This is a genomic window from Rothia koreensis (assembly GCF_052232265.1).
In the GTDB taxonomy this organism is placed as follows: Bacteria; Actinomycetota; Actinomycetes; order Actinomycetales; family Micrococcaceae; genus Rothia; species Rothia koreensis.
Map to the genome: position 1 here is coordinate 2060273 of NZ_CP197643.1, position 25214 is coordinate 2085486.

18 protein-coding genes are annotated in these 25214 nt (G+C 65.0%); 7 read left to right on the forward strand and 11 right to left on the reverse strand.

What is annotated here, in order from left to right:
* Positions 1 to 219: 219 nt before the first annotated feature.
* Entirely contained in the window at positions 220 to 1851 is a 1632-nt protein-coding gene (locus tag ACTSLZ_RS09110; RefSeq protein ID WP_443094790.1) for a long-chain-fatty-acid--CoA ligase, read from the reverse strand.
* 244 nt (positions 1852 to 2095) lie between these two features.
* On the opposite strand from ACTSLZ_RS09110, the gene ACTSLZ_RS09115 reads away from it, so the two are divergent.
* Both ACTSLZ_RS09115 and ACTSLZ_RS09120 read left to right on the forward strand, forming a co-directional pair.
* Positions 2096 to 3433: an MFS transporter gene (locus tag ACTSLZ_RS09115; protein WP_129315875.1), complete on the forward strand. Its 1338-nt coding sequence runs from the start codon at positions 2096 to 2098 to the stop codon at positions 3431 to 3433.
* Between the two features lie 11 nt (positions 3434 to 3444).
* Positions 3445 to 5037, forward strand: a complete 1593-nt coding sequence (locus ACTSLZ_RS09120) for a TIGR03767 family metallophosphoesterase (RefSeq protein WP_443094791.1) — start codon at positions 3445 to 3447, stop codon at positions 5035 to 5037.
* Here the strand turns inward: ACTSLZ_RS09120 and ACTSLZ_RS09125 are convergent.
* The 4 genes from ACTSLZ_RS09125 to ACTSLZ_RS09140 form a co-directional block, all read right to left on the reverse strand.
* Complete coding sequence (locus ACTSLZ_RS09125) at positions 5030 to 5293, reverse strand: type II toxin-antitoxin system prevent-host-death family antitoxin (protein WP_443094792.1); 264 nt, start codon at positions 5291 to 5293, stop codon at positions 5030 to 5032. The two genes, ACTSLZ_RS09120 and ACTSLZ_RS09125, sit on opposite strands and share 8 nt — an antisense overlap.
* Before the next feature lie 128 nt (positions 5294 to 5421).
* Positions 5422 to 7569, reverse strand: coding sequence for an excinuclease ABC subunit UvrB (gene uvrB, locus ACTSLZ_RS09130; RefSeq protein ID WP_443094793.1), 2148 nt, complete (start codon positions 7567 to 7569; stop codon positions 5422 to 5424).
* 78 nt (positions 7570 to 7647) lie between these two features.
* On the reverse strand, positions 7648 to 8613 hold the full coding sequence (denD, locus tag ACTSLZ_RS09135) for a D-erythronate dehydrogenase (protein ID WP_129315879.1): 966 nt from the start codon (positions 8611 to 8613) through the stop codon (positions 7648 to 7650).
* A complete protein-coding gene (locus tag ACTSLZ_RS09140; RefSeq protein WP_443094794.1) occupies positions 8610 to 9317 on the reverse strand; it encodes a FadR/GntR family transcriptional regulator in 708 nt (235 codons plus the stop codon). The genes denD and ACTSLZ_RS09140 overlap by 4 nt, the downstream gene beginning before the upstream one ends.
* Positions 9318 to 9456: 139 nt before the next feature.
* Here ACTSLZ_RS09140 and ACTSLZ_RS09145 point away from each other — a divergent pair, with 139 nt between their 5' ends.
* From ACTSLZ_RS09145 to ACTSLZ_RS09155, 3 genes are all read left to right on the forward strand, one after another.
* Entirely contained in the window at positions 9457 to 10848 is a 1392-nt protein-coding gene (locus tag ACTSLZ_RS09145; protein WP_443094795.1) for a GntP family permease, read from the forward strand.
* Positions 10849 to 10872: 24 nt separating this feature from the next.
* Positions 10873 to 12228 carry a four-carbon acid sugar kinase family protein gene (locus tag ACTSLZ_RS09150; RefSeq protein WP_443094796.1) on the forward strand — a complete coding sequence of 452 codons (1356 nt, stop codon included), beginning with the start codon at positions 10873 to 10875 and terminating at the stop codon, positions 12226 to 12228.
* Between the two features lie 164 nt (positions 12229 to 12392).
* Complete coding sequence (locus tag ACTSLZ_RS09155) at positions 12393 to 13280, forward strand: NAD(P)-dependent oxidoreductase (RefSeq protein WP_397556094.1); 888 nt, start codon at positions 12393 to 12395, stop codon at positions 13278 to 13280.
* A gap of 602 nt (positions 13281 to 13882) precedes the next feature.
* Here the strand turns inward: ACTSLZ_RS09155 and coaE are convergent.
* Positions 13883 to 14494, reverse strand: a complete 612-nt coding sequence (gene coaE / locus ACTSLZ_RS09160) for a dephospho-CoA kinase (protein ID WP_443094797.1) — start codon at positions 14492 to 14494, stop codon at positions 13883 to 13885.
* A 105-nt stretch (positions 14495 to 14599) separates the two neighbouring features.
* On the opposite strand from coaE, the gene ACTSLZ_RS09165 reads away from it, so the two are divergent.
* Positions 14600 to 15286 carry an IMPACT family protein gene (locus ACTSLZ_RS09165; RefSeq protein WP_443094798.1) on the forward strand — a complete coding sequence of 229 codons (687 nt, stop codon included), beginning with the start codon at positions 14600 to 14602 and terminating at the stop codon, positions 15284 to 15286.
* A 398-nt stretch (positions 15287 to 15684) separates the two neighbouring features.
* On the opposite strand, the gene rpsA is transcribed toward ACTSLZ_RS09165, so the two are convergent.
* From rpsA to ACTSLZ_RS09190, 5 genes are all read right to left on the reverse strand, one after another.
* On the reverse strand, positions 15685 to 17178 hold the full coding sequence (rpsA, locus tag ACTSLZ_RS09170) for a 30S ribosomal protein S1 (protein WP_129315562.1): 1494 nt from the start codon (positions 17176 to 17178) through the stop codon (positions 15685 to 15687).
* Positions 17179 to 17422: 244 nt separating this feature from the next.
* The gene (locus ACTSLZ_RS09175; RefSeq protein WP_443094799.1) at positions 17423 to 18769 is read right to left on the reverse strand and encodes a GNAT family N-acetyltransferase; all 1347 of its coding nucleotides are present in this window, start codon (positions 18767 to 18769) and stop codon (positions 17423 to 17425) included.
* Between the two features lie 31 nt (positions 18770 to 18800).
* Positions 18801 to 21575 (reverse strand): DNA polymerase I, encoded by a 2775-nt coding sequence (gene polA / locus ACTSLZ_RS09180; RefSeq protein WP_443094800.1) that lies wholly within the window; start codon positions 21573 to 21575, stop codon positions 18801 to 18803.
* A 101-nt stretch (positions 21576 to 21676) separates the two neighbouring features.
* Entirely contained in the window at positions 21677 to 22318 is a 642-nt protein-coding gene (locus tag ACTSLZ_RS09185) for an ANTAR domain-containing response regulator (RefSeq protein ID WP_443094801.1), read from the reverse strand.
* A 1015-nt stretch (positions 22319 to 23333) separates the two neighbouring features.
* Entirely contained in the window at positions 23334 to 23798 is a 465-nt protein-coding gene (locus ACTSLZ_RS09190) for an SRPBCC family protein (RefSeq protein ID WP_129315559.1), read from the reverse strand.
* A 248-nt stretch (positions 23799 to 24046) separates the two neighbouring features.
* On the opposite strand from ACTSLZ_RS09190, the gene ACTSLZ_RS09195 reads away from it, so the two are divergent.
* Positions 24047 to 25123 carry a GmrSD restriction endonuclease domain-containing protein gene (locus ACTSLZ_RS09195; protein WP_443094802.1) on the forward strand — a complete coding sequence of 359 codons (1077 nt, stop codon included), beginning with the start codon at positions 24047 to 24049 and terminating at the stop codon, positions 25121 to 25123.
* The last annotated feature ends 91 nt before the right edge of the window (positions 25124 to 25214 follow it).

The following is a 25214-nucleotide window of genomic DNA, read 5'->3' on the forward strand; positions in this document are numbered from 1 at the left end:
GAGGCCCTCCCGACACCGCCAACACCCCGCGTTAGGTGGCGATTACCCAATTGGGAGGCGATCACCCCTGTTAGGTGGGGTCGCAACCGCCACATAACGAGGTTTTCCGCCCCCACATCGGGTATCCCCCACCCAACGGGCATTGCTCACCGCACGACGACAGATCTCGCCGCCTCCGGATCCGGCAACGGCCGCGCCCCCAGCACGCGACACCCCCCCTCACACGGCGTCGTCCGAACGGAGCTTCTTCTTGTTGAGTTTGCCGACCGAGGTCCGAGGAAGCTCGTCGACCACCACGACCCTGTCGGGCAGCTGCCATTTGGCGAATCGTGTCGAGAGCGTGGTGCGCACGGTGTCGGCGTCGACCGTGTTTCCTTCGCGCGCAACCACGTAGGCGACCGGTCGTTCGTCCCATTTCTCGTCGGGCACGCCGATCACGGCCGCCTCGGCCACGGCCGGGTTGTCCAGGATCGCGTTCTCCATGTCGGTCGACGAGATCCATTCGCCTCCCGACTTGATCACGTCCTTCAACCTGTCCGTCAGCTTGAGGTAACCGTTGGGGTCGATGACTCCGACGTCGCCGGATCGCCACCAGCCGTCCTCGAACGCGTCGGCCGCCTCGGGGCGGTCGAAGTACTCCTGCGTGATGTAGGGACCCTTGTAGTAGACCTCGCCCGCGGACACGCCATCGTGGGGTTGCTCGATCCCGTCCAGGGACATGATCTTGATGTCCGTGCCCGCGCTCGGCAACCCCTGGGACCGCTTCAGGTCCCACCAGTCGGCCTCGGCCATGTCATCCAGAGATCGCTTGCGCATCCAGTTGATCGCGACGATCGGCGACGTCTCTGAGGCGCCGTATCCGTGGACGATGTCCGCGCTCGCGGCCTCCTTGAAGCCCTTCATGAGCGCGAGCGCGGGTTCCGACCCGGCCACGACGACGCGCAGTCCGGACAGATCCACGGGTTCGGCGCGCGCCCGGAAGTATTCGAGAATCGGAGTCCAGATCGCCGGAGACCCGTTCGAAACGGTGACGCCTTCATCCACGAGTGCTTCCGCGAGCGGGCCGACGTCGGAGGCCGCGTACTGCCCCGGCATCACGACCTTCGATCCCGCCAGGACCGCCGCGTGGAGAAATCCCCAGGTCATGGCGTGGAACATGGGTGTCACCGGCATCAGGCAGTCCCGGTGGGTGAAGGACAGGGCCGTGTGCAGCGCCCATGAATGAACGCACACGGATCGGTGGGAATAGAAGATCCCCTTGGGGCGGCCCGTGGTCCCGGTCGTGTATCCCGCGTAGGCCGCGGACGATTCCTCGATCTCCTCCCAGTCGTAGCTGTCGGACTCGTCGATCATGAGGTCCTCGAGGTACACGGGGTTGGGCAGCGACGTCTCGGTCCGGCCTCCGGGGGTGTCGGAAGCGATGATCCAGCCCTTGATGTTCTCCGCGTCCTGGATGCCCTCGGCCAGCGGAAGCAGCGATTCGTCGACCACAACCCATTGCGCACCCGAGTGTTCGACCACATAGGCCAAGTCCTCGCGCGAGAGTTTGATGTTCAGTTGGAGGTGCGTGGCCGCAAGCCCCGGGAGGGCGAAGTAGAGCTCCAGGTGACGTCGGGAGTTCCAGTCGAGCACGCCGACGACGTCGCCCGGCGCCACCCCGAGCCCGGAGAGGGCGTGTGCCATCTGCGCGACCCGGCCGTACTCGACGGCGTAGTTCGATCGTTGCCACGCCCCACGGTCGTCCCGGTACACGATCTCAGTCTCCGGGAAGGATCTTGCCGCGTGACGCAGCATCGTGGTGACGTTGAGCTGGTAGTCGTCAGCCATGGTCGACGGATGCCCGGTGAGCATGGGGTCCCCTCTCATCGATGGTGTGAGAATCGCCTATGATGTGATCCACGTCCCAAATATAGTTCACCTATGGGGCCGGTCACACCTGTTCGATCGAGGAGGCGCTCCCTTCTTCATCGACAGTTCACCGAGGTGTACCGATACTTTGGTCCGAGGTCGTACCCAGGTCCCGGAAGAGCCCTACCATCGCACAGTCAGGCGCCGGCCAGCGCACCACCAACCACGAATGCACGAGGACGAGCCCATGGACTTCGAAGGCTTCGACAGCCCGCGAACACGGAAATTTCAGCGCAAGGTCACCCTTCTCTCCGCGGGCGGAGTGTTCCTGGACGGCTTCGACCTGACGATCATTGCCGTGGCCATGCCCATGATCGTCGGCGAATGGGGTCTGGGTGCCGGCGAGCAGTCCCTACTGACCAGCAGCGCGATCATCGGTTCTTTCGTCGGGGCCGTGACGCTCGGCAACCTGACCGACAAATTCGGCCGCAAGGCGATGTACATCATCGACCTTCTGGCCTTCGTGCTCTTCGCGGTTCTGACCGCCTTCGCTCCGGGACTCTGGTGGCTGATCGCTTTCCGTTTCCTCCTCGGCATCGGCATCGGCGCCGACTATCCGATTTCCGCGACGCTGGTGTCCGAGTTCGCGCCCAAGGCGGGCCGCGGCAGACTCTCGACGTCGCTCGGTGCCATGTGGTTCGTCGGCGCGGTCGTTGCCTACATCATCGGTCTGGCGACCCTCCCCCTGGGCGAATTCGCGTGGAGGGCGATGCTCCTGGTCGGTGCCGTCTTCGCGCTGGTCGTCTTCGTCTTCCGTGTCACGTTGCCCGAATCGCCGCGCTGGCTCGTGGCCCACGGACGCGTGGAGGAGGCCCGCGACGTCGTCGAGAAGATCACCGGGATGCGCCCGAGCCAGGACGAGGTCGAGCATGAAGCGGCCCACCCGGCGAATGCGCCAGCGCGCTCTGCCCGGTTGCTGAGCCTGTTCACGGGGCGGCAACGAAACCGAACACTCTTCGTCTGCGGTTTCTGGTTCTGCTACGCAACGGCCTACTACGGCATCTCGATGTACACCCCGACGATCCTGGCGCCCTTCACCCAGGGAAGTCACGTGGCGGTCATCGTCGGCTCCGGCATCGTGGCTCTCCTGGGCCTGATCGGTTCCGTGATCGGTATGAACCTGGTGGATTCGTGGGGTCGCCGTCCGCTCATCATAACGTCCTTCAGCGGGCTGACGATCGCTCTGGCGATCCTGGCCCTGACGGTCAATCCGCACCTGGTGTTCCTCATCATTCTGTTCAGCGTTGCGGTGCTCTTCGCCAATTCGGGCGGAGGAATCCTGAATTTCGTGTATCCCACGGAGCTGTTCCCGACCGAGTTGCGCGCGACCGGTTCTGGACTGGCGACGTCGGTCAGCCGCATCGGGTCGATCCTGGGCGTGGTCGCGTTCCCGAATATGGTTGCCGCATGGGGCAACAACACCGCCCTCTGGGTCTTCGCCGCCGTGGGCCTCGCGGGCCTGCTGATCTGTGTGTTCATGGCACCGGAGACCAAGAACCGCGGCCTCGAAGAGATCAACGCGTAAGGAGCATCCCCATGACCGAATCTGATCGCACCCCCGAGTCGTCGCATCTCGTGACCACCGCGTCCCGTCGCGTCGTTCCTGACGAGTCCTCCCCCTTCCGCCGCCTCCGCAAAGGAGCCGGCGAAGAGCACCTCGCACGGACAGATCTGGTGGACGCCGCGCCTTCCGAGGAATCGAGCGCGGAGGATCGCACCCGGGACGAGCAGCAAGTGCTCGGCCTGGTGCACTTCACGGACTTCCAGCTCGCGGATCTGGCCTCTCCCGCCCGCCTGGAGTTCCTCCAGGAGCTCGATGGCTCCCCCGAATGGGCGGGGATGACCCCGTCCTACCGGCCGCAGGAATTCCTCCAGTACCACGCGATCGAGGGCATGGTCCGGGCCATGAACGAACTGGTCGAGGCCCAACCCGGCGTTTGGGACCTCGCCCTCACGACGGGCGACAATGCAGATTCGTCCCAGCGCAACGAGATCCAGGCCTATCTGCGGTCGCTGACCGGGGGCGACGTCGAACCTGCTGCCGGCAGTCGCGAGTTCCGGGACGCGCCGGTCGACATGGACGATCCGCGCTACTACAGCCCCGAACCCTCCTCACACGACCACTACAAGACCAATCTCGGTTACCCGGATGCCCCGGGGGCCCTGGCGGAGGCCGCGAAGCCTTTTCGGACCGATGGCCTGAGCCTTCCCTGGTTGACGTGCTTCGGAAACCACGACTGCCTGGTGCAGGGCCGCGCTCGTCTGCCTCAGGAGTACAACGATTTTCTGGTGTCCTCGCGGAGACCTGTGGATCTGGACGCCTCGTCGGTTCCGGAGGGCCGCAAGACCCCGGCGTACGTCGACGACCCGACGTGGGCCTCCCGCGGGCCGGCGCGGGACATCGACCCTTCGGACGGTCGGGCGGTCTGGGGCAAGACCGAGTACGTGCAAGCGCACCTCGACTCCCCCGGCGCGCCCCGGGGCCACGGATTCACTGAGCAGAACCTCCGTGACGACGTCACCTATTACACCTACGACCCGAACGATTCCGTGCGCCTTGTCGTCCTCGACACCACCAATTCCGCCGGTCACGTGGACGGATGCCTCGACGACGCCCAGTTCCGGTGGTTGCGGGACCGTTTGGACGAAGCTCAGGCGGAGGAATGCCTCGTGGTCCTGGCCTCCCACCACGGCCTGTCCACCCTGAACAATGACCACGGCGCCGGGGACGGACGCGGCACGCCGCACCTCGCGGACGACGTCGAGGGCCTCCTTCATTCCTTCCCGAACGTGATTCTGTGGCTCTCCGGCCACACCCACGTCAACAAGGTCACGCCGCGCCCGGGAAACTCCCCGGAGAGCGGGTTCTGGGAGGTATCGACGGCCTCCATCGCCGAATGGCCGGTCCAGTTCCGCGGGATCCAGATCTTCCGGAACGCTTCGGAGGTGAGGATCCGCACGACAATGGTCGACTCACAGGTCCCCGTGGAACCCACGTCCCTGACGGGCGTCGACAACCTCGCCGCGCTTCACCGTGGCCTCGCGGCGAATGACACGGGATCGGTCGGAGGCCTCCACGCGGAGGGCGGCCCAGAGGACAGGAACGTGGACCTCCTGGTCGCTACGTGAGAGAGGAATCGCCCGCGGCGTCGTGATACCACGGGTTGACCAGCGGCACGCCCGTCTCGACGGGATCGAAATCGATGTCGAGGTCGTCCTCCATGCTCAGCCGGTCTACCAAAGACTCGCCGCTGCCCTGTTGTTCTCGATATTCCTGAGTGGACAGCACCACGTACGCAGGCTCGCCACGATCGGTGATGACCACGGGACCCTGGTCGGCAGCCCTTGTGGCCGCGCTGACATCTCGGTTGAAATTCTCGAGCATTCATCGTGGTCACGGCACACCTACGGAGGGCGAGCAGATAAGTACCTGCTTCAAGCTGAGAACGAGGAGTCCAGGAAGATGAACGGTACCGGCATTACCGGGCTGGACCCGATCCGCTGCCGGCCCTCCTAAGCGTGGCCCGCCTGCTGCATCTGCCGCAGTTCCTTCTTGAGGTCCGAGACCTCGTCCCGGAGCCGGGCGGCCAGTTCGAACTGGAGCTCCGACGCCGCATGGCGCATCTGCTCGTTCATCTGCTCGATCAGTTGCACAAGATCCTCGGCGGGAGCGGCCGCGAGGCCGTCCTGGCGAATCTTTTCCGCCGCGGCCAACGTGGCGTTGTCCCGCTCGGCCTCCGCGTTCTTGGCCTTCTTGCCCTTGCCCTTGACCGGTGCGGTGTGGTCGTTGGCGGCGGACCGCTTCGCGAGCAGCTCCTTGGTGTCCTCTTCCTCGCGCGCGATCTGGTCGGTGATGTCGGCAATCTTCTTGCGCAACGGCGTCGGGTCGATGCCGTGCTCCTTGTTGAACGCCATCTGGATCTCGCGGCGGCGGTTGGTCTCCTCGATCGCCGTCTCCATCGAGTCCGTCACCTTGTCGGCATACATATGGACCTGGCCGGAGACGTTGCGGGCGGCACGACCGATCGTCTGGATGAGCGACGTCGTCGAACGCAGGAATCCTTCCTTGTCCGCATCCAGAATGGCGACGAGCGAGACTTCCGGAAGGTCCAGGCCCTCGCGCAGAAGGTTGATGCCCACGAGCACGTCCACCTCGCCCAGGCGCAAGGATCGGAGGAGCTCGACACGCTTGAGCGTATCGACGTCCGAGTGGAGGTATTGGACCTTGACGCCGTGCTCGACCAGATAGTCCGTCAGGTCCTCGGCCATGCGCTTGGTCAACGTGGTCACCAGGACGCGCTCGTCCCGTTCGGAGCGCTGCTTGATCTCGTCCAGGAGGTCGTCGATCTGTCCCTTGGTCGGCTTGACCACGACCTCCGGGTCCACCAGGCCTGTCGGACGAATAATCTGCTCAACGTACCCATCGGCCTGGGACATCTCGTACTTGCCCGGCGTCGCGGACATGTAGATCGTCTGGCCGATCCTTTCCAGGAATTCGTCCCACTTCAGCGGCCGGTTGTCCATGGCGGACGGCAGACGGAATCCGTGCTCGACGAGAGTCCGCTTGCGCGACATGTCGCCCTCGTACATGCCACCGATCTGGGGCACGGTCACGTGCGACTCGTCCACGATCAGCATGAAGTCGTCCGGGAAGTAGTCCAGGAGGCAGTGCGGCGCCGATCCGGCCTCGCGGCCGTCTATGTGCCGCGAGTAGTTCTCGATGCCGTTGCAGAAACCCATCTGCTCCATCATCTCGAGGTCGTACGTGGTCCTCATGCGAAGGCGCTGCGCCTCGACCAGCTTGTTCTGGTCCTCGAGTTCCTTGAGCCGCTCACCGAGCTCCTGGTTGATGTCCTCGACGGCGCGCGCCATCCGCTCGGCACCGGCCACATAGTGCGAGGCCGGGAACACGTACATCTCGTTCTCTTCGCGAATCACCTCGCCGGTGAGCGGGTGCAGGGTGTGGATCGATTCGATCTCGTCGCCGAAGAACTCGATGCGAATCGCGTTCTCCTCGTACATCGGAATGATCTCGACCGTGTCTCCGCGAACCCGGAAGGTTCCGCGGTGGAAATCCGTGTCATTGCGCGCGTACTGCATGTTGACGAACTGCCGGAGCAGGTCGTCCCGGTCGATTTCGTCACCCTGCCGGAGGGTCACCATCTGGTTGACGTATTCCTCGGGCGTACCCAGACCGTAAATGCACGACACGGTGGAGACGACGACGACGTCGCGGCGCGTGAGCAACGCGTTCGTCGCCGAGTGCCGGAGCCGCTCGACTTCCTCGTTGACCGAGGAGTCCTTCTCGATGAAGGTGTCCGTCTGCGGAACGTACGCCTCGGGCTGATAGTAGTCGTAGTAGGAGACGAAGTATTCGACCGCGTTATTGGGCAACAACTCGCGCAACTCATTGGCCAACTGCGCCGCCAGGGTCTTGTTCTGGACCATGACCAGGGTCGGCCGCTGCACGGACTCGATCAGCCAGGCCGCCGTCGCCGACTTGCCGGTACCGGTGGCGCCCAGAAGAACCATGTCCTTCTCGCCGTTCTCGACCCGCTCGGTCAGCTCGGCGATGGCCCGTGGCTGGTCACCGGCGGGTTTGTAGTCGGAAATGACCTCGAATGGTGCGACGACGCGGTTGATCTCCTGTGCCAGACTCATAGGTCCCAGGCTACTCCGATTCGCACGAATGTTCGATCGATACGGAGACTTCCGCCCGGCCCGCGGGACCGACCGAATTCAGGCCCGCGCCACGAACTCCCGCTCGTACTGCCGGACGACGTCGTCGAAGTTCTCGTCCCGCACGAATCCCAGGTTCACGAGTCGTTCCACGTCGAATTCCCCCGGCCACGAGCAGACGATGTCCATGACCTGCTGGTCGGGCTCGTCGGTGACCAGGGCTCTGGCCTCGCTCCCGCCGACACGCTCGAGGGAAGCGAGCATGTCTTCGACCGTCACGCAGATTCCTGGAATGTTCATGCCCCGCCACGGGCCGATGTCCTCCCCCGGCACCTCGAGCGCGTGCACGAGGTTCGCGACCGCCGCATTCGGCGAGGAGAGCCACATCCGCGTCCCGTGGGGCACCGGGCACGTCGAGGCGATACCGTTCAAAGGCTCCCGGATGATCCCCGACGCGAAGGACGACGCCGCAGAATTCGGTTTGCCCGGCCGAACCGAAATCGTCGGCAGACGACAGATGCGCCCATCGACAAAACCCTTGCGGGAGTATTCATTGACCAGAAGCTCGCCCATGGCCTTGAACGCGCCGTAGGTCGAATCGGGCTGCTCCGCCCACGTGTCCGTGACGACCTCCGGCATCTGCCCGCCGAAAACGGCCAGGGAGCTCGTGAAGACGAAGTAGGGCCGGTTCTCGGCGCGGCGGGCGGCCTCCAACAGTCCGCGGGTTCCGTCCAGGTTGACCCGGAGGGCAAGGTCGAAATTCTCCGCCGACCCTCCGGAGAGCACCGCGGCCAGGTGGTACACCGCCACGGTGTCGTCGCCCAGGGTCTGCGCGAGCAGATCGGGGTCGGCCAGATCGCCGACCACGGAACGGACCCGGGCGTCGTCGTTCGTGTTCTCCGCGAGATCGAGCGAGACGATGTGGTCGAAATCCACGGTGAGGTCCCCCGCGTCCTGTCGCCTGAGCAGCTCGGCGATGACTCTGCTCCCCAGGAAACCCGCGCCTCCGGTCACCACAATCTTCATTCCGAATCCTCCCTGACGGCTCCCATGGTCTGGCCCATGTGCGATCTCATGGCCTCGCGGGAACCCTTCGTGTCCTTGTTCTCCAGCTTGTTGAGTATTTCTCCGTGCCAATGGATTGCCTCATTGCGCACCTTGGCCGTCGCCGACGTGTCCATGCGCACCGCCTTGAGCACCTCTTCCAGGGGCCTGTAGGTCGCGGCGAGGTACTCGTTGCCTGCCGCCTCGATGATGATCCGGTGGAACGCAATATCGGCTTCCACGGCGCGGGCGACGTCGGGCTCGCCCTCCTCCGCTTCCACCTGGATCATGGTCCCGAGGTGCCGCCGCATCTCCTTCAGCTGCTCCGGAGTGATCCTCTCGGCGGCGAGTTCGGCGGCGCCGATCTCCACGATTTCCCGCACCTCGGTCAACTGCTCCACGAGGTTTCGGCTCTCGCCGCGCATGCGCCCGCGGAGCTCCATGAGCTCGACGTTCAGCAGGTCCCAGTTCTCGACCGGCGCAATGCGGTTCCGTTTCCCGTGCTTGACCAGGATGACTCCCCGACCCGCCAAGGTCTTGATCGCTTCGCGAATGGTCAGCCGGGATACATCCAGCTCATCGGCCAGGACGCCTTCGGGCGGCAATTCGTCCCCCACGGAAACGACCCCCTGGGCGATGCGGTCCAGAATGGACCGGGTGACGCGGTCGGCAAGGTTCCTCGACACGGACGGACTCCTTAGCAAAACAGTCGGTGTGAGCTCATTGACACTATCGCACACGAAGCTAAACTTATCAGATATCTGATAACAGCCAGTGGTGAGCGTCTCACCGTTCCTGGCAGGAAACGAAGTCGATGGAGATTTCATGTCCCCGGTAACCCTCGTCCTTTTGGGACTGGCCGCAGTCGCCGTGATTCTGGCGCTGATCATCAAGGCCAAGGCCCATCCGTTCCTTGCGCTGCTTCTCGTCTCCGTGGGTCTCGCCCTGGCTGCGGGCGTGCCCCTCGAGAAAATCGTTCCGATGCTGGAAGAAGGCATGGGCTCCACTTTGGGGTCCGTCGCCCTGATCGTGACCCTCGGCGCCATGATGGGGCGCATCATCGAGGTCTCGGGCGGCGCCGACGTCCTGGCCAAGATGCTGCTGAACAAATTCGGCCCGCACAGGGCGCCCTGGGCCCTCGGAGCGGCCGCCTTCATCTTCGGGATACCCGTCTTCGTGGACGTGGCCCTCATCGTTCTCATGCCGATCATCCTGTCGGTGGGCCGCCGGCTGCAGGGCAACATGCTCAACTACGCCCTGCCGACCGTCATGGGCCTGTTGACCGTCCACGTGGTCCTCCCTCCCCACCCCGGCATCGTCGGCGGCGCACAGGTCATGGGCGCGAACATCGGCATGGTCCTGCTCCTGGGACTGCTGCCCGCGATCATCATGTGGCTCGCGGCGCAATTCACGATCCCGTTCATCACCCGGCGCATCTTCTCCCCCGTTCCCGGGATCTCCGCCGCCGAGATGCAGGAGGCGGGCGAGGATTTCGACGAGGAATCCACGCAGTCCTTCCCGAAGGTCGACAATCCGCCTCGCGCATGGGTCGTGATCGCCATGATCCTGATCCCGCTCGTCCTGATCATGTCGCAGACCATCACCTCGATGACGTTGCCGGAGAACAACCCGGTCGTGAAGTTCTTCTCCTTCGTGGGTGCATCACCGATGGCGCTGGTCATCGGCGTCGTCGTCGCGACCGTCGTTCTCGGGTACCGCCGCGGCTGGGGCCTCACCCAGGCCGAGGACGTCATCAATTCCTCGTTGCCTCCGGTGGCCGCGGTCATCCTGATCACGGGTGCCGGCGGAACCTTCGGCCACGTGCTGAAGGAAACCGGCGTCGCCGACGCCGTCGCCCACGCCCTGGCCGGAACGGGCCTGCACATCCTGGTCCTCGCGTGGCTCATGGCCGCGCTGATCCGTGCCGCCCAAGGCTCCGCGACGGTATCCACCCTGACCACAGCCCCGCTCATCGCACCGATGACTTCGTCTCTCGGGCTCGAACCGTTGCAAGTGGCTCTGGTCGCCGTGACGATCGGCATCGGTTCCATGGCTCTGTCCCACGTCAACGATTCGTTGTTCTGGGTGTGGTCCAGGTACAACCAGGTCAACACCGCCACGGGTCTGAAGTCCTACACCCTCCTCACCACAACCACCTCGATCGTCGGATTCCTGGTCGCACTGCTCATGTGGCCGGTCGTCTCCGCGATCGCCTGACACGCTTGAAGAAGGAGTTCACCCATGCTCAGCTCGCCCCGGCGCCTCCTCGTTCTCGACGATGACCCCACCGGCTCGCAGTGCGTCCACGACGTGCCCGTCGCCTTCGAGCCGGATCCCGAGATCCTGGCCCACGCCCTCCAGGAGCCCGGCTCCACATGCTTCACCCTGACCAATACCCGGGCACTCGATGAGGACGACGCCGTCGCCCTCAATCGAAGCACCCTCGCACATTTCCTGGACACCTTGGACGCCGACGACGACGCGCCGTTGCACGTGGTCTCGCGCTCCGACTCGACCCTGCGCGGTCACGTCATCGCAGAGCCCCAAGCACTCGCGGACGTGCTGTCCGACCACGGAGTCCAGGTCGACGCGTTCCTCTTCTGCCCCGCAATGATCGAGGCCGGACGCTACACCGAAGGCAACGTCCACCACGCCGTGGTCGACGGCACGCCCCGGCGCGTCGAAGACACCGACTTCGCGCGGGACGCGACCTTCGGCTACAGCCACTCGGAACTCGCCGAATTCCTGGCGGAAAAATCCGGCGGCGCGATCGAGGCCTCCGACGTCCTGTCCCTGTCCCTCGAGGACATCCGCACGGGAGGCACGAGCCGCGTCGAGGAGATCCTGTCCGGGGCAAGCAACCGTGCCTGGGTCGTGGTCAATGCGACCGAATACTCCGACATGGAGGTCGTGGCCGACGCCGTCACCCGACTCGAAGCGCGGGGCCATCGCTTCGTCACGCGCTGCGGGCCGTCCTTCGTCCGGCCCCTCGCCGGCCAGTCCGGACCGCGCATTCTCGACCCCGCCGACATTCGGCTGAGTCCGGACAGGCGGAAGCACGGCCTCGTCGTCATCGGTTCGCACGTGGGGCTCACCACGCAGCAACTCGACGAGGTCCGGCGTCGTGGGCAACTGACCGAAATCGAGCTCGACGTCGAAAAGCTCCTCGACCCCGAACAGCGCGATGAGCACCTGTCCCAGACGGTACGGGCCGTTCACGACGGACTCGAATCCAACGACGTCGCCGTCTACACCAGCCGGACCCTCGTCAGGACCGACGACCCCGCCGAGTCCCTCGACATTGCCAGGAGCATCTCGGAGGCCGTGGTCGAGGCCGTGCGCCGCAGCCGCGACGCCCTTCCGGCCTGGGTGGTAGCGAAGGGCGGGATCACGTCCCACGAGGTGGCCCACCGCGGCCTCGGGATCCGACTCGCCCAGGTCACCGGCCAGTTCTTCCCCGGACAGATTTCAATGTTCCGCCCCGAGGACGCGCCGGACACCGTGCGCGACTGCCCCTACGTGGTCTTCCCGGGCAACGTCGGAACCCGGGAGGCCCTCGCCGACGTCGTGGAACGCCTCCAGAACGCGGCGGGCTGAACCGCGCCCCGGGACCCGGCTCGGACACGGTTGGGTAGGCCCGGTTGGGCCGGGTCCGGTTGACGCGGGCCAGGTTGGGCCGGGTCCGGTTGGGCCGGTTCCGACTCTTCTCGGAATTAACCATCGTCCGCCGGTTTCTCGGCGGCCAGCACGGAATGGACATCATGGACCAGAACACGAAGAACATTGCTTGGATCGGACTGGGGGCCATGGGCTCTCCCATGGCATCGATCGCGGCGGGCTCAGGCCACACGGTCACGGCGTTCGACCTCAATCCGGCGGCCCTCCAAGGTCTCGGACCGGAGGTCACGCCCGCCGGCACCGCGCGGGAGGCGGTGGACGGGGCCGACGTCGTCGTCATCATGGTGGCAACCGGCCCGCAGCTCGACGCCGTCCTCTTCGGCGACGGCGGGATTGCGACGTCGCTGTCTCCCGAAAGCGTCGTGGTGGTCATGTCCACCGTGGGGGTGACCGCGGTCCAGGGTGCGGCGTTGGCGCTCGAGCCGTACACGCGACATGTCGTCGACGCACCCGTGTCCGGCGGTGTCGCCCGCGCGCGGAAGGGCGATCTCCTCATCATGGTCGGCGGCGACGCGGAGGACGTCGCCTCGGTCCAGTGCCTGCTCGACGTGCTGGGCTCGCAGTGTCCGGTCGTAGGCCCCGAACCGGGCGACGGGCAGAAATTCAAGGTCGTGAACCAGCTGCTGTGCGGCGTGCACATCGCGGCGGCAGGTGAGGCGCTCGCGCTCGCGGACTCCATGGGACTGGACGTGGCCCAATGCCACGAGGTGCTCAACGGCGGGGCGGCGCAGTCCTTCATGTTCCAGGATCGTGGATCGCGCATGGTCGCCGAAGAGTTCGACGAGGTCCGCTCCGCTCTCAACATCTTTGTCAAGGACATGGGCCTGGTCACCGACGCAGCACGCGCCGCCGAACAACCCGTACCGCTCGCTTCGGCCGCGGAACAACTGTACGTGCGGGGGCGCCGCGAAGGTCTGGGCCGGAAGGACGACTCCGTGGTCTACCAGCTGCTGCGGCAGGGACGCGACTAGGGCCCCGCCGGCGAGGTGGCGGTTTCGTGCAGAGCCGGGCGCGAGGTGGCAGTTTCGTGCAGGCCGCCCGGCTCGAAGTGGCAGTTCCGTGCAGACCCCGCCGCGAAGTGGCAACCTCGTGCAGAACCCGTGACGAGGTGGCACTCACGTGCGAAATTGGGCCCGTTTTTCGCACAAAGTTGCCACCTCACGGAAGAAGCTGCACGGGATTGCCACCTCGCCGAAGAAAACGCACGAAGTGGCGAATTTGTGCAGGACCCACCCCGAGGCGGCAGTTTCGTGCAGGCCCCCCGGCTCGAAGTGGCAGTTCCGTGCACATCGCCCCGATCGAAGTGGCAGTTCCGTGCAGACCCCGCCGCGAAGTGGCAACCTCGTGCAGAACCCGTGACGAGGTGGCACTCACGTGCGAAATTGGGCCCGTTTTTCGCACAAAGTTGCCACCTCACGGAAAAAACCGCACGAGAATGCCACCTCGCGGAAGAAGCCGCACGAGAATGCCACCTCGCGGCACGTCCCACACGCGCAGCCCGCAGCCCCCAGCCGGACAGCCGGAGCCAGCGAACCCGCCAACCCGCCCCGCCGCCGGACGAGGGCGCCTACGCCTACGCCGTCAATTCATCCCACAACGTGGCGACTTGCGCCGTCGTGGTCTCGCGGTCCCCGGAATTGTCGATGATCCAGGTCGCGACGGCTCGCCGCTGATCGTCCGTGGCCTGGGAGCGGATGCGCGAGCGGGCGTCGTCCTCCTTCATCCCTCGGGCAGTCACCAGCCGATCGATGCGTACGGACTCCGGCGCCTCGACCACGATGACCCCGTCGAAGGAGTCCGCCTGCCCCGTTTCGACCAAGAGCGGAATGTCCTGGACGACGACGCCGGAAAAGGTCTCGGCGCGAGCAGCTTCGTCGACCAACCGCGCGGATTCCCGGCGGACGGCCGGATGCACGATGGAATTGAGACGCTCGCGAGCGGTTTCGTCGTCGAAAACGATCTTTGCCAACGCGGCCCGATCGAGTTCGCCCGTATCCGTCAGCACGTGAGTTCCGAAGGCGTCACGGATCTGGTCGAGCACGGGCGATCCTTTGGCCGTGAGTTCCCGAGATATTGCATCGGCGTCGATCACCACGGCCCCGTGCTCCTGGAGCAATTGCGCCACGGTCGACTTCCCTGAGCCAATGCCGCCCGTCAGGCCGACTCGACGAAACTCTGCTGCCACGTCTCTCCTCTTCCCTACCGAAACAATCCCCTGCCGACACAGTTCCGTCCCAGCATATCCGCCGCGTCCCGGACCACGAGGTACGACCCCGAATAGATTGGTCGGGTGACTGGTACCGACGAAACACGCGCCCGCAAGTACACCGTGCTCTCGGAGCCCCGCCCCGCCGAGATCCTGCTCGAGATCAAGAAGAGCGAGTTCATCGGTCACGTGGCGCGCGTCGAGTCCGAGGATGAAGCCCGAGAATTCCTCGATGCCCTCCGCAAGAGATATCACGACGCCCGCCACGTCTGTTCCGCCTTCGTGATCGGGGCCGATCGCGATATCCAACGATCCTCCGACGACGGTGAACCCGCCGGTACCGCCGGGATCCCCATGCTCCAAGCGGTGCTGGCACACAGGACAACGGAGGAGGCGTTGCAGGACCTCTCGGATGTGTGTGTCGGTGTCGTGAGGTATTTCGGTGGCATCAAGCTCGGTGCCGGAGGGCTGGTTCGTGCCTACACGGATGCGACCGTCCAAGCTATCGACGCCGCCCGCCTCACCACCCGGGAACGCCTGCGTTTGGGACGGATCGAGGTGCCCCACGCCGACGCCGGCCGTCTCGAGAACGAGCTCCGAGCCTCCGACGTCGCTGTCTTGGGCACCGACTACGGTTCAGCGAGCGCAAGCCTGAACATCGCCGTCACCGATTCGGAGGAAGCCCGGGAGGGTGCCGAGGCTCATCTGGCGTCGTCGTCCTCCGGGCAACTCGACGTGACCTGGGGCGAAACCGAGTGGGTCGACCGATAGCCGCAAGTTGACGGGCTGTGAGCAGTGCGGCTCGGGGCGGGGCTGCGCAGTGCCGAGGTGGCAATCGCGTGCGTTTCTTCTGCCGAGGTGGCAATCGCGTGCAGATTTCGGGCCGAAAACCGCACAAAACTGCCACTTCGCCGGAAATTCGGCCCGAGATTGCCACCTCGCCGGAGATTCACCCCAAAACTGCCACCTCGCGGTCGGCCACACGCCCCCACCCACCGCAATCATCGGGACCCCCAACGCCTGACCACACGCCCACCCCAACACCCAACCCAACGCCCCCGCCCCCGGACACGCGAAAGGCCCCTCATCGATCAACGATGAGGGGCCTTTCGTTCAAGCGTTCACCCGCGGTGCAACTCGGTCACGTCGCGGGCGGCTCCGGCAACCGATCAGTTGTTGCCGGTGAGCTTCTCGCGCAGGGCGGCCAGGGCCTCGTCGGAAGCCAGCGTGCCGGAATCGGACGCCGGGACCTCGGAGGAGTAGCTCGACGGCGCGGGGGCCGCGTTGGACGGAGCGGAGGAGGAAGAGGAGGACGAACCGGTCGCTGCGGTGGCGGCGGCGTCGGCATCCTCGGCCAGGGCCTTGCGGACCTGCTCCTTGTGGGCCTCCCAGCGGGCCTGGGCGTCGGCGTACTGCTGCTCCCAGGCGGCGCGCTGGGCCTCGTAGCCCTCGAGCCATTCGTTGGTCTCGGGGTCGAAGCCCTCGGGGTACTTGTAGTTGCCCTGCTCGTCGTACTCGGCGGCCATGCCGTACATGGCCGGGTCGAACTCGGAACCGTCCGGGTCCACGCCCTCGTTGGCCTGCTTGAGGGACAGCGAGATACGGCGCCGGTCCAGGTCGATGTCGATGACCTTGACGAAGAGCTCGTCACCCACGGAGACGACCTGCTCGGCCAGGTCAACGTGGCGAACGGCCAGCTCGGAGATGTGGACGAGGCCCTCGATGCCGTCCTCGACGCGAACGAACGCACCGAAGGGAACCAGCTTGGTGACCTTGCCGGGAACAACCTGACCCAGCGCGTGAGTGCGCGCGAAGGTCTGCCACGGATCTTCCTGAGTCGCCTTGAGGGACAGCGAAACACGCTCGCGGTCCAGATCCACCTCGAGAACCTCGACGGTGACTTCCTGGCCGACCTCGACGACCTCGGACGGGTGGTCGATGTGCTTCCAGGACAGCTCGGAGACGTGAACCAGTCCGTCCACGCCGCCCAGGTCCACGAAGGCACCGAAGTTGACGATGGAGGAGACAACGCCCGTGCGGACCTGTCCCTTCTCCAACTTGTTGAGGAAGGAGGAACGGACCTCGGACTGGGTCTGCTCGAGCCATGCACGGCGGGACAGCACCACGTTGTTGCGGTTCTTGTCCAGCTCGATGATCTTGGCCTCGATCTCCTGGCCGATGTACGGAGCCAGGTCACGCACACGGCGCATTTCAACGAGGGATGCGGGCAGGAAGCCGCGGAGACCGATGTCGAGGATGAGGCCGCCCTTGACGACCTCGATGACGGTACCGGTGACGACGCCGTCTTCTTCCTTGACCTTCTCGATGTCGCCCCAGGCACGCTCGTACTGAGCGCGCTTCTTGGACAGGATCAGGCGGCCTTCCTTGTCCTCCTTGGTCAGGACGAGAGCCTCAACCTCATCACCAACGGCAACAACTTCACCGGGATCGACGTCGTGCTTGATGGAAAGTTCGCGGGAGGGGATGACGCCTTCGGTCTTGTACCCGATATCCAGCAGAACTTCGTCGCGGTCGACCTTGACAACTTCGCCAGAAACAAGGTCGCCGTCGTTGAAGTATTTGATGGTCTCGTCAACGGCCTTGAGGAACTCGTCTTCGGTTCCGATGTCGTTGATCGCGACCTGCGGGGTGTTGGTGGTCATGTAGTAGGGGCTCCGATGTGGATAGTTTGCTTACTCGGTCGGCTCCACCGCGTCCTGTGACGGTTGCTTCGCGAAGCCGAACATTTATTGGACTGTGCGCAGATGATGCGCCCACTCAGTCTATGGGCTGATGCAAGTCCGGTCAACGCACAGATGCCCGTCATGCGCGGTTTCATGCCCTTCGAAAGGGTAATTCGTCACACCTCACGTCCTTCGCGCAATGTGCTGGACGAAGGACTCGCGTTCAGAACTCGAAATCGCAGTACGGTTCGCGGTTCACAGCGAAAATTTGGGCGGCCTCCTCGGCCCCGTCGCCGACCACGACGCCGAGCCTCGCTTCGATCTCGCAGCCGCGGAACACGGCGGTGGCCAATCGGTCGACCGGAAAGCGCACGCGCGGCGCGTTGGGCGCGAGGGCGACGTCGTCCCTGGCCCGATCCCCGCGATCTTGTGTTCCGGACACGTCGGACGACGGCGTGACGGTCGCCGTGCCCTGTTCGATGTGCATCGCGTAGGCCCCAGTCACCAGGCCCATGGGGTCATCGACCAGGAGGACGATGTCTCCGTCATGCGGGTACCGCCGTGATTCGAGAACGGACACGACATCGAGGATCCGGGTCCAGATGAGGTCGGCTTCCCGGTTGGCCGTCACCGCACGAGGGTTCTCGAGGATCGAGGACAGGGCCAAACCCGGGGCATCCTTGAACTCGACGAGCTCCAGCAGGTCCACATTGAACAGGTGGTTCCACAGGCCGACCCACGCGGCCGGTGTGACGGCTTGGACGTCGATGATCTTGGCCTTCCACGGGTCCGAGTCCATTCCCTCGTGGTCAAGGGTCATATACCCTTCGGGCCCCGAGTGCCCGACGTAGACGAACGCCTCCCTGCCCCGGACCGGATCGAGGGAATCCTTGTCGAGACTGGTTTGCCCCAAAAAATTCCGGATATGCCCCCTGAGCCGGTTGATCTTGCCCGCGCGGCCGGCGTCGGACTGCGCACAGATGTCTTCGGCCAGATCCAGCATTCGTTGCGGGTCCGCCTCCACGACCCGGCCGGAAGCAGCGCCCGTCGATTCCATGACGCCGGGCAGGATGCGCGGGCGACGCCGGAGATCGAGTTCGTAGGTACCCACTCGCGTCGCGACGCCGAATCCGAACCGACCGTAGATTCCGCCCTCGGACACGGTGAGTCCCGCGAGCCCGTAGCCGTCACGCTGCGCCTCGGTCAGTTCGTTGGTCATCATGGTGCGCAACAGCCCACGACGCCGGTAGGAGGACGACACCCCGACCTCCGAAATCGCCCAGAGGCCCACCGCCTTCTCGCCAACTTCCATACGCCGGGGGAAACCCACGATCGTGGCGACCGGCTGGGACGATTCACCGGCCCATTCGGGAGCGTCCTCGGTCTCCACGAACCCGCGGTGCACGAACCCGGCGTCCTGGTACAGCCCGGCCACGTAGTCCTGCACCTCAGGCGTTCCGGGCTTTTCGTGGAATCCGCGTTCGACTCGGGCGTGGAAACGTCGGTACTCGTCGGTGGCTTTCCCGTCGCCATCGACGATGGTCCTCAGCTCAAACGGTTTCAGGGACATGTGGTTCCTCATGATTCCTGTCTCGTAGCGGTCAGTGGGCGGCGTCGTTCCAGGAGCGGCCGTGGCCGACCTGGACTTCGAGCGGGACGCGAAGTTTGACGGCGGTGGACATCTCTTCGCGCAGGATGGCTTCGGCGGCGTCGTACTCCCCCTCGGCGACTTCCAGGATCAGTTCGTCGTGGATCTGGAGGACCATGCGGGTTTCGAGCTTCTCCTCCTGCAACCGACGATGGACGCCGAGCATCGCGATCTTGATGATGTCGGCGGCCGACCCCTGGATGGGCGCGTTCAGAGCGGCGCGTTCGGCGTTGTCGCGGACCTGCCGGTTCGAGGAGTCAAGGTCCGGAAGGTAGCGACGCCGGCCGAACATCGTCTCGGTGTAGCCGACCTTTTTCGCCTCGTCCACGACTTCCCGCAGGTAGGTGCGCACGGCACCGAAGCGTTTGAAGTAGTTGCTCATCAGGCCGCGGGCTTCATCGACCGAGATGTTCAGCTGCTTGGACAGGCCGTAGCTGGACAGCCCGTAGGCGAGCCCGTAGCTCATGGCCTTGACCTTGGCACGCATTTCGGAGGTCACGTCCGCCGTTTCCACGCCGAAGACCTGCGAACCCACGAACCGGTGAAGGTCCTCCCCCGATTCGTAGGCCTCGATCAGGCCCTCGTCCTGGGAGAGGTGGGCCATGATCCGCATCTCGATCTGCGAGTAGTCCGCGGTCAGGAGCGTCTGGTAGCCCGGTCCGCAGACAAAGGAATTGCGGATCCGTTTTCCTTCGGACGTCCGACCCGGGATGTTCTGAAGGTTCGGGTTGATGGACGAGAGGCGGCCCGTGGCTGCCGTCGTCTGCCCGAAGGTCGTGTGCACCCGGTTGGACGCCGTCGTCGCGTCCTTGAGTCCCGTCACGAATTGCTGAAGCTTGCTGAACTCCCGGTACCGCAACAGGTAGCCCATGAAGTCGTGCCCCTTGGTCCCGGGTTCGAGCTTGGTCATGAGCTCCTGGAGGGACGAGGCGTCCGTGGTGTAGCCCGAGGAGATCTTGCGGGTCTTGGGCAGGTCCAGCGTTTCGAACAGGACGGTCTGCAACTGCTTCGGCGAGGACAGTTTCACGGCCTCGCCGACCACCTGGTCCGCGTTGCGTTGCGCAGTATCGATTTCGGCCTGGAAGGCGTCCTGGAGGGTGTCGAGCTCCTGGACGTCCATCGCGATGCCGTTGGTCTCCATCGCCAGGAGCACGTGCGTGAGGGGAACTTCGATGTCCTTGAGAATCGTGGTGGCCCATTCGTGCTCGGCCAGGCGGGCCGAGACGGCCTCGGCGACGTCGTGCATGAGCCAAGCCGAAGCCGCGAACCTGTCCAGGTCGGCCGCGGTGTTCTTCTCCCGCACCTCGTCGGATTCCTTCTTGAGGGCTGCGGCGGTCGGTTTCTTGGGCTTCGCACCGAAGTCGTACGTCGTGAATTCCGCCGCGAGTTCCTGGGGGCTGTACCCGCGCGCTCCGGGACGCAGGACGAAAGCTTCGAGGGCCAGATCGCGTCCGGTATCCGGCAGTTCGTAGCCGACCTCCCGCAGGGACCGTACGAGCTCCTTCAGGTGGGAGACCAGCAGGTCGTCGCCACGGTCCTTCAATGCGTCGGCGAGGGCACCGGACAGGTCGGAGTCGGCCTGCTCGAGACGGACCGATCCGACGGCCTCACGCGTCGCGAGGAATACGACGTCGCCCGCCCGGTAGTCGGTCTCCAGCGTGAGGGCGACTGCGGTTCCTTTGCTTCCCAACAGGTTCTTGAGGTCGTCCGGGGTGACGACGTCGCGGCGCTCGGGAATCTCGATCTCGGGCTCAGGCTCGGTTTCGACGAGGTCCGCCCGGACCCGTTCCCGAATCCGGTTGAACTCGAGTTCGTCGAAGAGCTTGTCCATCGCTTCGAGGTCGGGTTCGTTCCGCTCCATCTGTGCGAAGCTCAGAGGCAATTCGATGTCGCGTTTGAGCTCGTTGAGACGGAAGTTGCGGCGGACGTCGTCGAGATGCGCCCGGAGGTTCTCGCCGACCTTGCCGCCGATCTCGTCCGCGTGGTCGATGACGCCTTGGAGGTCGCCGTACTGGTTGATCCACTTCGCGGCCGTCTTGGGCCCGACCTTGGGAACGCCCGGCAAGTTGTCCGCGGATTCCCCGACCAGAGCGGCCACGTGGCGATACCGGTCGGGGCCGACGCCGTACTTTTCCTCGATGTCCGAGGCTGTTCTGGGCGGAATCTCGGAGATGCCCTTGGTCGGGTACAGCACGTGGGTGTTCTTCGAGATCAGCTGGAACGCGTCCCTGTCCCCCGAGACGACCACCGTGTCGGCCCCTGCCTGTTCGGCCAGCATGGATCCGGTGGCGATGATGTCGTCGGCTTCGAATCCCTCGACCGTGATCCACGGGATGTTCAGGGTTTCGAGCACCTTCTGGATGTACTCGATCTGCCCGGAGAACTCCTTCGGAGTCTCCGCGCGGCCGCCCTTGTATTCGGTGTACTCCTCCGAGCGGAAGGTGGGCCCGCTCAAGTCGAAGGCCACGGCGATGTGCGTCGGCTGCAACTGGCGCACCATCGTCAGCAGCATGGACGTGAATCCGTGGATCGCGTTGGTGTGCTGACCCTCGGAGTTCGTGAAGCGGTCTGCGGGCACCGCAAAGAACGCCCGGAAGGCCATCGAGTGGCCGTCGATCAGCAGGAGTCGTTTGCGCTCCCCCGCGTTCTCGGCGGGATCGGCAGGTTCGGGGGTGTGATCGGCCACGGTGGCCTCCTCGTCGGGCGTTGTCTCGGGGGCGGAAGTCACCTACCAATCCTAATCACAGGCGGCAGGGATTGGTCCGGACCCTCGTTCCCGAGCGGGACGCCTGACCGGGATGTCACCTCAGGAAGCTCCCACGGGCCGGTTCAGGACACCTGGGAAACGATGGTCTCGGCGACCTCACGCATCGAGAGCCGACGGTCCATCGAGGTTTTCTGGATCCAACGGAATGCTTCCGGTTCCCTCAGTCCCATCTTGGTGATGAGCAGAGACTTCGCACGTTCCACGAGCTTGCGGGTCTCGAACTGCTCCTTGAGATCACTGACCTCACCTTCGAGGGCTTTGATCTGTTCGTAACGGCTGACGGCGACCTCGATCGCGGGAATCAGGTCGTTTTCCGTGAAGGGCTTGACCACGTACGCCATCGCGCCGGCTTCCGTGGCCCTGTCCACGAGTTCCTTCTGGCTAAATGCGGTCAGCAGAACCACGGGGGCGATGCGGTCCTTGGCGATGGCCTCGGCCGCGCTGATGCCGTCCATCTTCGGCATCTTGACGTCCATGAGGACGACGTCCGGGTCGTGCTCCCGCGTCAGCTCCACGGCTTCTTCGCCGTTGCCGGCCTCGGCGACGACGTCGAACCCCTGCCCCTTGAGGATCTCGACGATATCGAGACGGATCAGCGCCTCGTCCTCCGCGACGACGACGCGGCGCTTCTCGGTCTGGCCCTCTTCGACGGGTGCTGCTTCTTCGACGTCAAACTTCTCTTGTTCAGAGGTCGGCTCGGTCACGGTGTACTCCTCTGACGTGGTGTCTTCGCCCGGTCTGGCCTTCCAGCTCGGACGTCGTTCAAGGTTGAGAGGCCAGTTTACGTCCAATCCCGCGCCGACGCGTCGCCCCTGTGTCCTGGCTCGCGTCAATCCCCTTCGTGGCGGGGATGCTGGGATTGTTCGTCTTTCCGCCGCACTCGGGCGATTTCTCGCGTGCCTCGGTCACGGGGGCGAGACGGCGTCGGGCGGCGCGAGGTGGCAGATTCGTGCCGGTCCGACCCGCGAAGTGGCAATTTTGTGCATGTTGCACGGCGAAATATGCACAAATGTGCCGCCTCGCGGTGCGGCCCCGCGAGGTGGCAGGTTTGTGCACGCTCGCGGCTCGAGGTGGCAATTTCGGGACGATTCCCCCGCGAGGTGGCAGGTTCGTGCACACTCCCGGCTCGAGGTGGCAGGTTCGTGCACGCTCCCGGCTCGAGGTGGCAATTTCGGGACGATTCCCCCGCGAGGTGGCACATTTGTGCACGCTCCCGGATCGAGGTGGCAATTTCGGGACGATTCCCCCGCGAGGTGGCACATTTGTGCGGTTTTCGGCTCGAATTCCGCACGCCACTGCCACCTCGGCACGCCGGGCGCACGCCGTTGCCACCTCGGCACGCCGGGCGCACGCCGTTGCCACCTCGCCCGAGCCGCCACCGGACCGACGACGACGTCGACGCGATGCGCCCTGCCACGACGAGGTCCCGGAGAGTTATCGAGCCACATTGGGTGGCGCTTACCCGAATGAGAGGCGTTTTCCGCCGTTAGGCGGCGGCTCAACCGCCACCTAACGACGGAGACCGCCACCGAATCGGGGATCCACCACAGAACCTCAGCCAGAGGCCCCGCCCGAATGACCGGAAACCAGCACTCAATCGGGCGACCCCCCACGCCACGCACGAGCCCCCCCTCTTCCCGAAACGACGTGGGCCCGGCGCCGTCTCGCGCGAGACGACGCCGGGCCCACGGGTTGCTCGTGGTTACGGGTTTCGGGCGACTACTCCCCGGAAACCGCGTTGGCCAACTGCTCGAGTGACTCTTCGAGCTGCTCCTGGGAAACCAGCGGCATACCGAGGTCCTGAGCGGCCTGCGGGTCCATCTTGGACCAGTCGTAGGTCAGGGACACCTCGGTCTGGTCCGAGTCCTGCGACTGCAGCTCCCACGTCCACTCCCAGCCGGGAGGCTGTTCGCCGGCCGGTGCCGTCTGCCAGGCGATGAGCTTGTTCGGGTCGAAGCCGGTCACGTAATTGTCCGTCTTGTAGTCCCCGCCCATGTGCGGCCCGTTCATGTTCATCCGAAATACCTGGCCGGACTTCTGAATGCGGTCGGTCCTGTCGTCGGAGACCACGTAGCCGGACCCGTCGAACTCGTTGTGGCGTTCCGGGTTGCTCAGGAGGTCGAAGATCTTGTCGGACGGCTCGTCGATGGATCGGGTGACTGTGATCGATGTCGTCTCAGCCATATGGTTCTCCTCTGCTTTGACTGCAGCGGTTTCCGCGGCAACTTCGGTTCCCGTGGAAACCAGGACACCATCAACCCTAGTGGCCGTCCCCACAGTTGACGATCAGCCAAGAGCTGATTCCCGAGAGCCCGGAGGGCGCTGCACAGCATCGCCGCAAGACACGACACGAAGTACTTCGTGTCAGATGCCTATTCCCACGCATTCTGGCCATACACTTCGAATGTCCCTCACTTCACTTGGAGCCACCCATGTCTTCTTTTCTTGGATTCCCCCTGCCCGATTTCACTGCCCGACGCGGTCGCGGCGTGCGAGTCGCGGGCGCCGGCGTCGCCCTTGTCCTCGCCCTCGCCGGCTGCGCAACCAATGCATCCTCGGATGCCGCCGATGCGGCGTCGGACTCTGCCTCGCCGACTCACGTCACGCAGGTGTCGGACGTCGAGGGCTCCGGTTCCGACGATGCCCTCACCGCCCTCGAGGCCCTGCCCGTCAAGGGGAAGGCCCCCAAGACGGGATACAAGCGCAAGAATTTCGGGCATGCTTGGGCCGATACGGACCGGAACGGGTGCGACACCCGAAACGATGTTCTGAATCGCGATCTGACCTCGGTGTCCCACAAACCCGGCACCCACGACTGCAAAGTGACGTCGGGCGACCTCGTTGACCCCTACACCGGCAAGGACATTTCCTTCACAGCCGGCAAATCCACGAGCAGCGCGGTGCAGATCGATCACGTGGTCAGCCTCTCCAACGCCTGGCAGACGGGAGCCCAGCAGCTCTCCGATGATGAGAAGAAGGAGCTGGCGAACGACCCGCTGAACCTCCTCGCCGTGGATGGCCCGACGAACCAGGGCAAGAGCGACGGCGACGCCGCCACCTGGCTGCCTTCCAACAAGCAGTTCCGCTGTGACTACGTGTCCCGTCAGGTCGCGGTGAAGACCAACTATCGCCTGTGGGTGACCCAGGCGGAGAAGGACGCCATCGCGGGCGTTCTCGAAGGATGCCCCGGCGAGGTTTTGCCGACCGGCGACGACGCCCCGGAAGTCGGGACCACGACGGGGTCGACCCCGGAGGCTACACCGGCGCCTGAGCAACCGGCTCCGGCGGCAACCTCTTCGGCGCCCGCACCTGCACCGGCCCCTGCCGAGCCTGCGCCCGCGGAACCTGCCGCTCCAGCTCCGGCTGAACCCGCTGCACCAGCCCAGGGCGACTCCTCCTACCCGAACTGTTCCGCAGCCAAGGCCGCGGGCGCGGCGCCACTGCACGCTGGCTCCCCCGGTTACAGCAGCAAGTTGGACCGTGACGGCGACGGCGTGGCCTGCGAATAAGGCCGCTGCCTCAACGCCGTGGATGCGGCGGACGTGGGAAAACACGGTGATCTCTGTGTTTTCCCGCGTCGCACCCACCTCTCCCACCGCG